This window comes from Shewanella sp. MSW, assembly GCF_007636515.1.
In the GTDB taxonomy this organism is placed as follows: domain Bacteria; phylum Pseudomonadota; class Gammaproteobacteria; order Enterobacterales; family Shewanellaceae; genus Shewanella; species Shewanella indica.
The window spans coordinates 17,356-31,177 of record NZ_LVDR01000025.1; the positions used below are offsets into that span (position 1 = coordinate 17,356).

The following is a 13,822-nucleotide window of genomic DNA, read 5'->3' on the forward strand; positions in this document are numbered from 1 at the left end:
CCGTTGATGCTGCTGGGCACTTTGGTTGTGAGTCCTATGCTGCAGGCCGAATCCAAGTCTGAGCCCAACGTCAAACCTGAGTCATCACGGGTGCAGTTTCAGGGCAAGTTTGAACAGGGAGCTCTGATTAGAGCCAGAACAGAGCCGGGTACTGAGGTAAGTCTCAATGGCGAGAGCATCACCTTGACGCCGGATGGCAGGTTTGCCTTTGGTTTTGAGCGTGAGGCCGCGCTCGAGCAGACGCTGACACTCAGTTACCCGGATGGCAGCAGTGAGAGCCGTGACCTCAAACTCGACAAGCGGGATTATCGCATCCAGTATGTTGAGGGGATCAACAAGAAAATCATGAAGCCGGATCCCAAGGCCCAGGAGCGCGCCGCCAAAGACAGCGCCCAGGTCAAGGCGGCCCGCAGCCATTTCAGTACCCAGCAGGCGTTTGCCGACGACTTTATCTGGCCGCTGACCGGGCGAATTTCAGGGGTTTATGGCAGCCAAAGGGTATACAACGGTAAGCCTGGCACACCGCACTATGGTGTGGATGTTGCCGCCAAAACCGGCACTGTGGTGGTGGCACCGGCCGATGGCGTTATCAGCCTGTCGGTACCTGACATGTTCTATTCCGGTGGCACCATGATTATCGACCACGGCTATGGTGTCAGTTCCAGCTTTTTGCACTTAAGCAAGCTGTATGTCAAAGAGGGCGATGAGGTGAAACAGGGCCAGGCGGTGGCCGAAGTGGGGGCAACCGGACGAGCCACAGGGCCACATCTGGATTGGCGGGTGAACTGGTATCAGATGCGTCTGGATCCTACCACTTTGGTGCCGCCAATGAGTCAGGTATTACAGCAAGCCAAGAGTGACGCGAAAAAGTAGCGCTTTACTTTTACTGACCGACACTCAATTTCATACGCCGCCGGACTTACCCCTCCGGTGGCGTTGTTTTTTCCTTTGGCAGCTACAGGGTTGGAACGGCTTGGCTATACTCATTTTTATGAATATTGCCGGAAAAATAAGTGACTGATTTGAGACGTTGGGGGCGAGCCGATTGGCTACTGCTTTTGCTTGGAGGTCTGCTCTGCTATATCAGCGGCCGACTGGGGATGGCCACTCTGGTATTGCAGCCGAGCAATATCACCCTTCTATGGTTGCCTTCGGGGATAGGAGTGATCTTGTGTTTGCGTTTTGGCACAGTGGCTATTATCCCTTTATTTATCGCCTCCTTCCTGGCCAATTTCCCCGGACTCAATAGCAGCAATCTGCAGCAGGCACAGCTACACACCTGGATATCTGCCGCAATTGATGCCCTGATGCCGCTATTGGCCGCCCGAATGTTACGTTGGGCCCTGCCCATGGGGCTGCAAAGAGCCAGGGAGTTATTGCTCTTTGGTTTCTATGTTTGTGTTATCCCTGTGGCGCTGTCCAGTATTTTGCTGGCGCTAAATCTTGTTTGGGGCGGTTATATCGACCAGAGTTCTTGGCCAACGATGGCTGTGATGCTGTTTTTGGCCGATTCTCTGGGGATTGTCTTGGTTTATCAGGTGTATCTGGGCTGGTCGGAGCGGTTTTTTATCAATCAACGGCAGATCCGGGCATCTCTTCTGTCGATTTTGGCTCTGGTTGTTATTTTTACTTTGGCATTTGGCAATCAACCCTGGGTCTTGTATTTGCTGCTGCCTGTGTTGGTGATGCAGGCATTTGAGGGCAGTTTCCTGCTCACCTGCAGTCTCAGCAGTGGGAGCTTTGCTGTGGTTATTTACGTAAGTGCCAAGGGGCTGGGGCCGTTCGATGCCGGATTGTATTCGGCAGAAACAGCGGAACTGGCCGCTTTTTGCTTTGCCAATGCTTTGGTTTTACTGGGGATCGCCCTGCAAAATCGCCAGTTGCGCCTATCCGAGCAGCATAGAGATGCCTGGCAGCAGGTGGCCTTTCGCGATCCGCTGACAGGTTTACTCAATCGCCGTGGATTCGAGCCGCAATTGGAATTGGTGGACAAGCAGGCCAGGCTCAATCGTGAAGACTACAGCCTGGCGCTTTTGGATCTGGATCATTTCAAGTTAATCAACGACAGTTTTGGCCACGCTACCGGCGATAAAGTATTGAAGCAACTGGCGGGCTTAATGCAGGCACAGTGTCGCCAGTCGGATGCCATTGCCCGAATTGGTGGTGAGGAGTTTGCTATCTTGTTGCCAAACTGCGCGCCGGCTCAGGCTGTTAATCTGATGGAGCGGCTGCGGGCCCGAGTGGACGATGAAGACTTCCATGATGAGAGCGGCCAACCTATCCGTCTCAGTATCAGTGTCGGCCTGGTGTCCGGCCCCGCCGGTTGCCGCTCGGGCAAAGATCTGCAGGATAAAGCCGATCATTTTCTTTATGTTGCCAAGGCTGAGGGGCGCAACCGGGTCGTTCAAGGGTAAAGCGGCATCAGAGCCGCTTACTGCTCGCTGGCAATAATGGCCTGAATGCTGTGTGGGTGCACCTTGACGCACACGCCGCCGGCCTTGAACGCCAACGTCGGGTTGGCCAGGCGTTCGGCTTCGCCTTTGGGGCTGCTGGCCTTGAGTTTGATGTCTGTGTCGCCATCAAGTGTGGCTTGGGTTAGGGGGCAGAGGGTACGCAGTTGCTCAGCCAGTTCATCGCAGCTTTGGGCACCACGGGGCAAAACCAGCTCCAGGTGTTCCCATCCCTCTTCGGGATAGTGTTTATTGCCGGGGAAGGGCAGTTCGACACAGGGAATTTGCCATTGACCCAATAGCAGAGGCTGCTGCAGCCGTATGATCAGGATAGGGCGGCCGTTGATGATATTTTCCGAGATAATTTCACCACATTGAGCAAATTCGGCCTTGAGCTTTTCTGCCGCGGCGACAGAGTTGACCCGCAGCGCAGCGTGATCGCACTCGCTTAAGCGCTCGAGTCCGAGGCGCTCAATCAGGGGCATGATTTTGTCGGCAAAGGCTTGCCAGTCTGCCAGCAACTGCGACAGAGATTGCAGATTTTGCATATTTTATTCCTGTTTCAGGGCCAGATTTCTATCGGCGTTCCCGGCTCAATTAACTGCCAGAGTTCATCCATCTCTTGATTGGTGAGGGCGATACAGCCGTTGGTCCAGTTAAACTGTTGTGCTTCTTCCGGAGTTAATCCAGAGCGGGGATTTTGGCCGTGGATCATGATTTGACCGCCAGGGCTGACTCCGAGCGCCTTGGCCCTGAGTCTGTCCTCGTCATTGGGATAGGAGATATGAATTGAGCGGTAAAAGGCGCTGTCGGCCTTTTTATAGTCCAGCAGATAGCGGCCCTCTGGGGTACGTTGGTCGCCTTCCTGATATTTGTGGCCCTTGGGCATATCCCCCAAGGCGATGCGATATTCCTTGATGACCTTACCGGCCTTAATCAGGCTCAGACGTGAATCTGACTTGTTGACCAGCACTAAATCCACCTGTGCCGAGGCAAAGGGGCTGTACAACTGGGTAACCGCCAGTAGAAATATTGCATAAACTATATAACGAAACGATGGGCCCATGACCGCTTGGCTCTGATTATGGTTATTTTGACGGGATAATAACTGAAAAAGGGGGCCCTCTTGAAGCCCTTGAACAAGATTGTTGCCGCTGGGCGCAGAGTGTCAGCCAGAGAATATTTGGCACACTTGCCAATGCGTGGCAGACTTACGCCCCTGCCTTTTGGGCATGGCGCCGCGAAAACTGACAGCGCGAGACATTAAAGAATCAAGAGTGGTCGCCGTTTGAGTTAGACAGTAAGGAAAGCTTAGCGCATGAATCAACATAAGATGACAGATACGCCTTCGGAGCCGGAGCTCAAGCGTAAGCTCAGGATAATCATCTTTGGTACGGAAACGCCAGCCGGCCGCTGGTTTGATATCAGTTTGATCATCTGCATTATTCTCAGTGTTGCCCTGGTTTTTCTCGATACCGTGGCCGATATCCATGCCCGTTTCGGACATATCATACTGGCACTGGAATGGGCCTTTACCTTGGTGTTCACTCTGGAATATCTGCTGCGGCTCTATTGTTCCAGCAATCGCTTGAGTTATGCCCGCAGTTTTTATGGCGTCGTGGATCTGCTCAGTATCCTGCCCAGTTATCTGGCGCTGTTCTTCCCCGGGGCCAATTTTACTCTGGTGATCCGTATTCTGCGGCTGTTCAGAATTTTTCGGGTACTCAAGCTGCTCAGATACTTGAGCGAAGGGAACCTGCTGCTCAAGGCGATGCTGCAGTCGAGTCGCAAGGTGTTTATCTTCTTTTTTTCTGTGAGTCTTATCATTATGGTGCTCAGCGCCATCATGTATGTGGTCGAAGGCCCGGACAACGGCTTCAGCTCGATCCCCAAGTCTGTCTATTGGACCATAGTGACCATTACTACAGTAGGCTACGGTGATATCACTCCCAAGACGGAACTCGGCCAGGCGATAGCAGCGTTTACCATGCTATTGGGTTACTCGATAATCGCCATTCCCACCGGGATCCTCACCGCTGAAATTTCCCAGGAAATGGGCCGCAACCGCGATCTGCGTCGCTGCGCCAACTGTTTGAAAACCGGGCATGACTACCATGCTCTTTACTGTAACCGTTGTGGCAGTGAGCTGGAGCCACCTCCGGAAGAAAACAAGGATTAGGGTGTCAAACAACCAATCATCTGCTAAGGCAGCCACTCAAGGCGTCACTCAGGCTAAGTTTGTTGAAGGCAATATACTACGCCACATTTTGGTGATGAGCTCTACTGCGGCCGTTGGGATCTCGGCACTGTTTGTGGTGGACCTGCTGGATATTTTCTTCCTCAGTATGCTGGGAGAGCTGGAGTTGGCAGCGGCCGTGGGCTATGCCGGTACCATCTCTTTCTTTACCACTTCCATAGGTATCGGCCTGTCGATTGCGCTGGGGGCCCTGGTGTCCCGCGCTGTAGGTGCAAGAGACACAGAAGGGGCCAAGCGTTTGCTGCTGAATGCCGCCATGGTAACTCTGCTGGTATCCAGTTTGATGGCGATAGTGGTGACGGCCTTAATCCCTGAACTGCTGGCGCTGGTGGGCGCCAGGGGACATACCGCTGAGCTTGCCGCCGATTATCTGTATATTCTGGTGCCTTCCTTGCCGATCATCTGTTTGGCGATGGCGCTTGGCAGCGCTTTGCGCGCCGTGGGTGATGCCAGACTCTCCATGCTATCGACCCTGGCGGGCGGCGCGGTCAATGCGGTATTTGACCCCATTTTTATTTTCCTGTTTGCCATGGGTATAGAAGGGGCGGCTACCGCCTCGGTATTGGCACGCCTCACTGTACTGCTGATCGCGGCAAGAGGCGTGTTCATCAAACACGGCCTTTGGAGCCGTTTCGAACTTGCGAGCTTTCGCGGCGATCTGCGCGCCATTTTTGCTATCGCCGGGCCGGCGATGATGACCAATGTGGCCACCCCCATAGGCAATGCGGTAGTGACCCGGGCGATTGCCGATTTTGGTGACAGTTTTGTCGCCGGATGGGCCGTCGTTGGGCGTTTGACCCCTGTGGCCTTTGGAATGATCTTTGCGCTTTCCGGCGCCATAGGACCCATCATAGGGCAGAATTATGGTGCCAGGGCTTATGACAGGCTCAGCGAATGCCTGACAAGGGCGCTGCAGTTCTGTATCGCCTATGTGCTTGGGATGTCGCTGCTGCTGTGGTTGCTGCGCGAGCCTTTGGTATTGGCATTCGACATGCGCGGGGATTCTGCCGAGCTGGTACGTTTCTTCTGCCAGTATATGGCGCTGTTTTTCCTGTTCAACGGCGCGCTGTTTGTGGCCAACGCCTCGTTCAACAATCTGGGTAAGGCCAAGTATTCGACCGCCTTCAATGTGGGTAAGGCCACTATCGGGACACTGCCATTTGTTTATCTGGGAGCCGAGCTCGGTGGGGTATATGGGGTCTTGATTGGTCAGGCACTGGGTTCAGTGCTCTTTGGTGTATTGGCGGTGATCACCGCTTATCGTTTGGTTGCCAGCGTAGCTGCCAATGGCCGCCAGCAAGGTCGCGAAGCTGACAGTCTTGATGATGAGGAGCTCTCCATGGCCTCCAGTAGTCCGCTGTCATCTTCCTGTGCCCAAATGGGGCAGATGACCGAAGAGTTGGAGCCGATAGCCAGTGCCCAGGCGACCTCGCCCCAGCGGCAGAAGCCATAACGCGATGCATTAAAGAAGAGCTTGAAAACGCTTTATAGGCTGTCAGATTGGGGAGTCGCGGCGGTAGTGTTTGCAGCTGCGCCGTCATCTGGCTGCTCAGCGGTACAGTTTTTTGCCTGCTCGGCCTCGGCGGCAGCGATTTTGGCACGCTCAGCCTTGGAGATGTAACCTTGCTTGGCGGGGCCTGCATTGGGGAGCTCTTTCTTGTTTTCCCGGGCTTTGGCACGCTTGGCCAGTTTTTTGGTCAGTTTTTGTCGCTTGTTCATGCAAAAATTTCCTGGTACTTCCCACTTGGGATGGGCAAAGGGCAGGCATTTTAGCCTGCCGGCGGCCGGGCAACAAGCTCAACCTGCCTCGGAGCAGGTGTTGATGCTGTGGCGAAAGGGGTTTTCTTAGAGGAATAGAGTCATAAAGACACCGATATAGCTCATGGAAACCGCGACGCCTATACTGAGCAGCGCCATATCCAACATCAGTGGCCGCTCCGGCGTTTTGGCGGCTTTGATAAGCTCTATCACGCTGGTGGGGATCACTATTAACCCCGAGACTATCAGCAACAAAAAACCGGGGCGGAACAGGCTGAGTTGCAGTGTACTTTGATCCTGCCAAAGGTGAGCATATTGATCGCCAAACAGCAATAACGCCATAGCGACCAGTGCAGATAGGCTGGTGGCCAACAACAACTGACGATTTACCCTGCTGCGGCTAATCGGCTCTTCTATCTCCTGAATAATTCCTGTGGGTTCCATCTCAAATGCACCTAAAGCAGTAAACTGCGGCAAAACTAGCAAATTTGAAGCTCATATTCAAAAAAATTACTTGTTGTTGAAGCGGATCCTGTCCATCTCACTGGCGCCATCGTGGCATTCACCGCGGATTTCTCCCCAACTGGAATGAAGCACGCGGCTGAGTTCGTAGAAGCCTTCTTGGCAGTATTGATTCATCTTGAGGGTATTGTTGAGCCCAAGAACCAGCTGTTGTTCAAAGACGGCAAGCCGGGCTTCTCTTATAGCCAGTTGTTGGCGCATTTCCTTTGCCGTACGGGGCGCGGGGGCTCTTTCCCTGTCATTGTGGTCTATTTCTGGCGCAACCAAGCGTGCCTTATAGGTGAAGAGTTTCAAGCCATCTGTTTTGATATCTGTCTGGAAACTGTCTTTGATGGCACCGGCAAAATCGGCCGGATCTATGTTGGGTTTTGAGCTGCAGCTACAAAGCAGTAGGGGCAGTAATGACAGAAAAAGCGTGCGCATAAGTAGAGGCAGTTATCCTTATTATTTTTTTGAGATACAAACTATCGTTAACTTACTGCAGAATAAGCATAATTGCATTAACGGCGTGATAAGTTAGCATAGCTTCGTCGTTTACCGCCTTTGTTTGATAACCGGATGGTCAATTATATGTTCGAGTATCTTCAACATCTTTGGGAGCAAATCCAGTGGCAGCCGGATCTGGCTGATATCCTCTATTTGCTTGTGCTCATCGGTTGGTTTGCCTGGATTTGGCCTCAATGGGACTGGCAGCAACTGTTGGCTGACAAGAGCTTGCAGTGGCGAGCCTTGTTTTGCACCTTGGCTATTAATGGCCTTTGGCTGCTCAATGCCAGCGTCACCGAAGGTATTCATGTGCATTTTCTGGCCTTGGTAACCCTGATGCTGATGTTTGGTTGGCGTTTGGCGTCTATATTGATGCTGCTGCCGGTGAGTTTCTTTTGCCTGTTTGTCTATCATCAGCCCTGGGTGTTGGGGCCCATGATGTTGTTTGGCGTTTGTCTGCCACTGTTGCTGGCATTGACAGTACATAGCTTGAGCTATCATAAATTACCCAAGCATTTATTTGTCTTTATTTTCGTAGCAGGTTTTTTCAACGCAGGTCTTTCTGTGGTGAGTCATATCTTGGCATGGGCCGTTTATCTATGGTTTGATATGGATTACGGCGCAGCTTATCTGGTCGATAATTATCTGTTGCTTATTCCGCTGCTGGGGTTCCCTGAGGCCTTGCTTAACGGTATGGCAGTGACGCTGTTGGTGGTTTACCGGCCTGAGTGGCTCTACGATTACTCGGACCGGGTTTATCTCTGGCGCCAAAAAAGATAGCGGCAGTGGGTACTGCAATCCCCCTTATTGAGCGTTTCTAATCCTTGGGGGCGCGGATCACCAGGGTACCCGCCAGTTTGTCATGCCAGCTTTGTTTACGGGGATCGAAGGCCACCCAGATATAGCCCAGGCCGAATAATAGAGTTGAGGGAATATAACCCAGGTATCGTATTATCAAGCTGGCGGTTGATGGTTTTTGTAAAGTCTCGGCATCGACTATGACGGCTCTTAACGCCATTTTTCCAGGAGTCGCCGACTTATAACGCCAAAATAAGATGACCAGAACTATAGGCAATAGGTAATTGATCAGCAGATCAAGTGGTCCTTTTATAAAGGTACTGCCCGTCATTATAGGGTCGATGCCGTAGACATAGAGGGTCAGTGGCACTGTGATGCACATTAGCATGAGAGAGTCCAGTAGGGTTGCTGCAAGCCGCTCCCAAAAACCGACGTAAATGGGATAGCTGGATTCTGGAATTGATGTCTGTGCCGGAGCTGTGGTGTCAGGGGCTTGTTGGTGATGAGCCAAATCTGGCTCGATACTCTGCGGGGTGTGTTCAGCTGTCATTCTCTCAGTCCCTGATTAGCAATTATCTAGTTGAAGACAATACACAGGAATAACAGCTGCAACAAGCATGGCCTACCTTTGGTGCTGGTAGGCCGAGGTCTGTTAGCCAAAACGCTGATCAAGATAAGCTATGATGTCGTTGGACTCATACATCCAAGTGACTTCGCCGGCTTGCTCTATTTTCAAACAAGGAACTTTCATGGTTCCGCCTCGGTTTTGTAATTCACTTCTGTGTGGCTCTTGTTTGGCATCCAGAGTCGCAATATTCAAGCTCTGTCGCTTCATAGCGCGTCTTACCTTGACACAAAAAGGGCAGGCCGGATATTGGTACAGGCTAAGGTTACGACATTGCTCATCGATATCCGCCTGCTGTTCGGGTTGACGTTTAACACTCTTGGGGGAGAAAACAAAATTGAGCAGCAAAATGATCCGTCCCAGGATCCAACGAATAACAAACATAAGTATCCTCTATATAAGCTTGAAACGGCAGGCAGTTTAACTCAGTGGCAGCGAAACTCAAGCTCGGACTCAGCATGTCGGGATGAGGAGGATTTTAAGCTTATCTTGGGGAAGATAAAAACGGAGGTTATAGGGCGTAGCGATGAAAAATAGTTGTCAGTTTCTGATTCTGGGGCTGTTGAATCTCGGTTTCTTTTTCAGCCCAGCCGAAAGAACAGTCAACACTGTTCTTTCAGGGGATTGTGAGCCAAGTATCAGTTGGGCTCGGGGCTGACCACTATATGTTCCAGCTCTACAGGCGCCACTGCGTGCAGGGCGTCCATGCTGGCTCCCACCAGGGAGATCTTGCCATCGGCTGATTCCAGTAGCAGGGCCCGTTTGATTTCGCTGAAGCTGCGGTTATGGCGCAGCAGGGTCGACAGTGCCATCTGCATCGGCATCATGGATGGGTTAAAGGCGGCGTTTTCGGCGTAACGGCCACAAAAGGTGGCGCCATCAGCCGTTTCCAGTACTACGGCACAATGGCTCTTGCTGTATGGAGCATAACTGAGGCTGGCATGATCCAACGCTTCAATCACCATGGGGTCGGAGCTCTCAAGCGCCAGGTTTACCTGTTGCTTACTCAGCAAAGGCGTGGTGACATTGAGATCTTTGGGACCAAAGGCGTAGGGCAGGTAATGACTCAAAGGCGCAGCAGGCTGCTTGGGTAGGTGAATGCGGATCTCTTGCCCGGCCACCAACTCATTCATAAACTGACGGCAGTGACCGCAGGGACTCTCGTTGACTATGATATCGACTATCTGGCTTTCACCGCTCAGCCAGGCATGGCTGATGGCGCTTTGCTCAGCGTGAACCGAGTGGCACAGAGCCTCGCCCGGCAGCTCGATATTGGCGCCCATATAGATATCACCGCTTTTGCCTTTGGCGATGGCGCCGACATAGAATTCACTGATTGGCGGATTGGCCATTGCCGCAGCAATAGGCAAGAGTGCCAGTAGTAACTCATCATCACCAAGGCCGCTCACTTTGGCTAACTCACTCAGCTGCTGTGCATCCAGATGACCGGCGAACTCATCGTTGAGCAGTGGCACCAATTGTTCGGCAAGTGCCTTGGGCAATTGGTTCAGGCTGTTTACAAATCTGTCTTGCATTGGCCATTCCTTGTTAAATGTTAAGCTAATGGTTATCCAGTTTAGTCAGGAAGTTACAGTTGAAACGGGACTGACTTCGCAAAATCCCGTTAAAGCGCCTGTAAGTATTGCACCAGAGCCTTGAGAAGTCGCTGGTGACTTTCATTTTCGGCAGTTTCTTCCAGCAGGTTTTCCAAGCGAATGACATAATCCGGATCATTAAGCCTTTGCTGACAGAACTCATGCCAGCGCAGTGTTTCTTTGTCCGTAAGTGTCGAGGGATAGTTGCGGGCGCGGTAGCGAAACAACATCTCCTTGAGCCTGGAATCGTCAAAGCTGAGATCCAGCGCCGCCAGGTTATCGGGGGCGGTATGGCGGATCATCTCCATCTTGGCTTTATCTGCCGGAGAGAAGAATCCACCGCTGTATAGCATTAGATCCGGATCGGTAATCGGGTTGTCTCTCGGGGTATCAAACAGGCTTGCCAACTTGGTGCGGATCTGCGGATGCTGGCGCAGACGCTTGTACTGTTCGCGGGCAAAGGCCTTGTCAAATCCAATCCGCTCGGCGGCTTCATCGGTCAGTGTCTTGGCGGTGGCAATAAAGGGGCACTTATTGATATGAACCTGTTTGACCGGTATGGGTAATTCATCTTCTGCCAATTCGCTTCTTGGCGTATAGAGGCGCTCGCGAATGCTGTCTACATCCAGTTCAATCAGCGGGCTGATATCCATATGCAGGTTAACGCAGACAATGGCATTCTTGTTCTCGGGATGATGGGCCACAGGGGCAATGAGAGTGGCACAGCCCTGAGTCGCCGGGATCTTGGAGCTGATATGCACCAAAGGTTGCATATTGAGTACATCGATTTGTTCGGAAACTGCCTGCTTGCGTCTGAGTTTGAAATAGTAGTCAAACAGCCTTGGTTGTTTCTCTTTTATCAGTTTGGCCAAGGCTATGGTGGCGTAAACATCTGACATGGCGTCATGCGCCTTTTCATGGCCGAGTCCGTTGGCCTGGGTCAGGTGTTCGAGCTTGAAGCTGGGAGAACCGTCCTCTTTGGTTGGCCAGTTGATCCCGTCCGGGCGCAGGGCATAGCAGGCCCGAACCAGATCAATAATATCCCAGCGGGAATTGCCTTGTTGCCACTCTCTGGCATAGGGATCGATAAAGTTACGATAAAAACCGTAGCGGCTGACCTCATCATCAAATCGTAGCGAGTTATAACCGGCGACGCAGGTATTGGCTTGGCTGAACAGGGCATTGATCCGCCCCATAAATTCGGTTTCCGGCAGCCCTTTGCCATTGGCCAGTTGCGGCGTGATCCCTGTGATGAGAATTGCCTCGGGTGAGGGCAGGTAATCGCTGGCTATCTGGCAGTAAAAGGTCTCGGGCTCGCCAATAATGTTCAGCTCCAGATCGGTACGTATCCCGGCAAACTGCGCCGGTCTGTCTTTCGCCGGATTGGCGCCGAATGTTTCATAATCATGCCAGAATATGGAAGGCTGAGGTTGGGCTTGACTCATACTGATGACTTTTGCTCTTCAGACAAAAGCTTATCTTAACATTTTTTTCCGCAAATGGGATTTTACCCCATATCACAGTTATTTCGGTTAAAAGCCGCCCTTGGTGAATCGACGGCCTCTGAGTACAATATATGCCTGCCGGCAGGGACGACAAAGAGGTTCGGATTACCCGAAGGGATGCAGATGCATAGTCAGTTTTTCAGTTCGCCCACTATAGTCAATCTTTCTATGCCGACCAGGTTGTGCCTCAGCTTACCTGATAGTGTCAGCGATTTTGTGTTGTCGGAGGCGCTGCGCTCGCCACTGCTCGAGTGGGTAATGCTTGAAGGAGAAGACAAAGCTTCGCAGGGACAGTTTGTTTTGAGGCTGCAGCCATTCCTGACCCAAGAGTTGCTACCTTTGAAAGCAGTCAGGAAGGATGGAGTGTCGCGCTCGGCAGGTCAGGGCTTTAGACTCTACTTTGAAGTTGGGACCAGTACTTCAAGTTGCATCGCTGCCCTGAGGCAAGGCGTGAATCTCGATTTATGGCCTGGACAGACATTTCTCTGTTCGTTGCAAACCAGTAGATTCGAACTACTGCCTTTGGAACAAGATTTACGTTTGTCCCAGGAGCCAAGAGAGATCATTCTCGCCAAGGCAGCTTTGGCTGAACCTCAAGATTATCAGGCCAGCAGTGAAAAACTGGCGTTGCAGCTCAATGAAGTCACCCGGGCGAGGAAGCGGCTGGAATGTTACCAGCAAGCGCAGGGAACTGAGTTACCCGAAGGTCTGATCAATGAAGTGTGGCACCTGCTTACCGGCCTGGTGCAGAAGCGCCAATGGCTGCTGCGATGTTATAATCAGTCACTTGAACGCCCAAGTTACCGCCTGAGTGCCAACCAAGATATCGCAGAAGAAAAACTCAGGCGTATGCTGGAGTGTTATGAGCTGCTGTCATCACCTGAGCTCAATGCCATGGTCAGACAGTTGACCGACGAAGAGTAAAATCACTTGGGCTGCAAAGCCCGATTCTGATGGAAGTAATGCATGACTTATATTTGTCCCCTGTGCCGCAGCGAGTTGCTACAGGACGGAAAACAATGGCGTTGTAGCCAAAACCACAGCTTTGATCAAGCCAAAGAAGGTTATATCAACCTGTTGCCGGTGCAGAAGAAAAACTCCCGCGATCCCGGTGACAACAAGCAGATGATGCAGGCCAGGCGCAGTTTTTTAAATGCCGGCTATTATCAGGCTCTCAGCAGCAGGGTCAACGAACTGGCGCTGGAATATGGCAAGACACACCCCTCCATTTTGGATCTGGGTTGCGGTGAGGGCTACTACAGCCAACGTTTGCAACAGGCTGTTGGTGGCGAGCTCTATGGTTTGGATATTTCCAGAACGGCTATTCGCTACGCCGCCAAGGCACATCCACAGATGCACTTTTGTGTAGCCAGCGCCTACGACATGCCTTTTGCCGATGCAGCCTTTGATCTTATGTTGCGTATCTATGCACCATCCAAAGTGCAGGAATTGGCACGGGTGTGTAAGCCAGGCGGCATTTTCATCTGTGTATCCCCCGGCCCAAGACATCACTTTCAGTTAAAAGAGATCATCTATAGTGAGCCAAGAGAGCATGAGCTTACCAAGGCAGCGCTACCGGGTTTTAGTTTGTTGCATGATGAGAGACTGCAGTGGCCGCTGGTTCTGCCAGCCGGACAGCTTTGCAATGATTTTCTGGAAATGACTCCCTATGCCTGGAAGCTCAGCGCCGAACAGAAACAGCAGCTGCAGGCTGAGGGATTGCGTTGTGAGCTGGATTTTCACATTCAAATTTACCAACGTAATACATAAGAGCTAGAACTATAAGATAGGTTTCAACTTGTTACGGCAAATACTCGAAATTTAAG

General features: G+C 51.9%; 16 protein-coding genes. 7 read left to right on the plus strand and 9 right to left on the minus strand.

What is annotated here, in order from left to right; translation table 11 throughout:
- Positions 1-36: 36 nt before the first annotated feature.
- The gene (locus tag AYI96_RS19120) at positions 37-873 is read left to right on the plus strand and encodes a M23 family metallopeptidase (protein ID WP_260853032.1); all 837 of its coding nucleotides are present in this window, start codon (positions 37-39) and stop codon (positions 871-873) included.
- Between the two features lie 140 nt (positions 874-1,013).
- A complete protein-coding gene (locus AYI96_RS19125) occupies positions 1,014-2,414 on the plus strand; it encodes a sensor domain-containing diguanylate cyclase (RefSeq protein ID WP_083399852.1) in 1,401 nt (466 codons plus the stop codon).
- Between the two features lie 17 nt (positions 2,415-2,431).
- Here the strand turns inward: AYI96_RS19125 and AYI96_RS19130 are convergent, their stop codons facing one another.
- Entirely contained in the window at positions 2,432-2,998 is a 567-nt protein-coding gene (locus AYI96_RS19130) for a VOC family protein (RefSeq protein ID WP_144362163.1), read from the minus strand.
- Positions 2,999-3,012: 14 nt separating this feature from the next.
- Positions 3,013-3,516: a murein L,D-transpeptidase family protein gene (locus AYI96_RS19135; RefSeq protein WP_071476874.1), complete on the minus strand. Its 504-nt coding sequence runs from the start codon at positions 3,514-3,516 to the stop codon at positions 3,013-3,015.
- Between the two features lie 252 nt (positions 3,517-3,768).
- Between AYI96_RS19135 and AYI96_RS19140 the strand changes: the two genes are divergently transcribed.
- Positions 3,769-4,629 (plus strand): ion transporter, encoded by an 861-nt coding sequence (locus tag AYI96_RS19140; protein ID WP_404830118.1) that lies wholly within the window; start codon positions 3,769-3,771, stop codon positions 4,627-4,629.
- A gap of 94 nt (positions 4,630-4,723) precedes the next feature.
- Positions 4,724-6,160 carry an MATE family efflux transporter gene (locus AYI96_RS19145; RefSeq protein WP_260853033.1) on the plus strand — a complete coding sequence of 479 codons (1,437 nt, stop codon included), beginning with the start codon at positions 4,724-4,726 and terminating at the stop codon, positions 6,158-6,160.
- Between the two features lie 32 nt (positions 6,161-6,192).
- On the opposite strand, the gene AYI96_RS19150 is transcribed toward AYI96_RS19145, so the two are convergent.
- The 3 genes from AYI96_RS19150 to AYI96_RS19160 form a co-directional block, all read right to left on the minus strand.
- Complete coding sequence (locus AYI96_RS19150) at positions 6,193-6,426, minus strand: DUF2986 domain-containing protein (protein ID WP_039035473.1); 234 nt, start codon at positions 6,424-6,426, stop codon at positions 6,193-6,195.
- A gap of 126 nt (positions 6,427-6,552) precedes the next feature.
- Positions 6,553-6,909 carry a hypothetical protein gene (locus AYI96_RS19155; RefSeq protein WP_071476876.1) on the minus strand — a complete coding sequence of 119 codons (357 nt, stop codon included), beginning with the start codon at positions 6,907-6,909 and terminating at the stop codon, positions 6,553-6,555.
- Positions 6,910-6,975: 66 nt separating this feature from the next.
- Positions 6,976-7,410 carry a hypothetical protein gene (locus AYI96_RS19160; RefSeq protein ID WP_144362164.1) on the minus strand — a complete coding sequence of 145 codons (435 nt, stop codon included), beginning with the start codon at positions 7,408-7,410 and terminating at the stop codon, positions 6,976-6,978.
- A gap of 147 nt (positions 7,411-7,557) precedes the next feature.
- On the opposite strand from AYI96_RS19160, the gene AYI96_RS19165 reads away from it, so the two are divergent.
- On the plus strand, positions 7,558-8,253 hold the full coding sequence (locus AYI96_RS19165) for an energy-coupling factor ABC transporter permease (protein ID WP_039035470.1): 696 nt from the start codon (positions 7,558-7,560) through the stop codon (positions 8,251-8,253).
- Positions 8,254-8,290: 37 nt separating this feature from the next.
- On the opposite strand, the gene AYI96_RS19170 is transcribed toward AYI96_RS19165, so the two are convergent.
- The 4 genes from AYI96_RS19170 to sbcB form a co-directional block, all read right to left on the minus strand.
- Positions 8,291-8,821 (minus strand): RDD family protein, encoded by a 531-nt coding sequence (locus AYI96_RS19170; RefSeq protein WP_144362165.1) that lies wholly within the window; start codon positions 8,819-8,821, stop codon positions 8,291-8,293.
- 102 nt (positions 8,822-8,923) lie between these two features.
- Positions 8,924-9,280, minus strand: coding sequence for a glutaredoxin family protein (locus AYI96_RS19175; protein WP_039035469.1), 357 nt, complete (start codon positions 9,278-9,280; stop codon positions 8,924-8,926).
- Between the two features lie 254 nt (positions 9,281-9,534).
- A complete protein-coding gene (cdd, locus tag AYI96_RS19180) occupies positions 9,535-10,431 on the minus strand; it encodes a cytidine deaminase (protein WP_071476878.1) in 897 nt (298 codons plus the stop codon).
- An 89-nt stretch (positions 10,432-10,520) separates the two neighbouring features.
- Positions 10,521-11,936 (minus strand): exodeoxyribonuclease I, encoded by a 1,416-nt coding sequence (gene sbcB, locus AYI96_RS19185; RefSeq protein WP_144362166.1) that lies wholly within the window; start codon positions 11,934-11,936, stop codon positions 10,521-10,523.
- A 183-nt stretch (positions 11,937-12,119) separates the two neighbouring features.
- On the opposite strand from sbcB, the gene AYI96_RS19190 reads away from it, so the two are divergent.
- Together AYI96_RS19190 and rlmA are read left to right on the plus strand one after the other, a co-directional pair.
- On the plus strand, positions 12,120-12,920 hold the full coding sequence (locus tag AYI96_RS19190) for a hypothetical protein (protein ID WP_071476880.1): 801 nt from the start codon (positions 12,120-12,122) through the stop codon (positions 12,918-12,920).
- A 42-nt stretch (positions 12,921-12,962) separates the two neighbouring features.
- Positions 12,963-13,766, plus strand: coding sequence for a 23S rRNA (guanine(745)-N(1))-methyltransferase (gene rlmA / locus AYI96_RS19195; RefSeq protein WP_071476881.1), 804 nt, complete (start codon positions 12,963-12,965; stop codon positions 13,764-13,766).
- Positions 13,767-13,822: the final 56 nt, after the last annotated feature.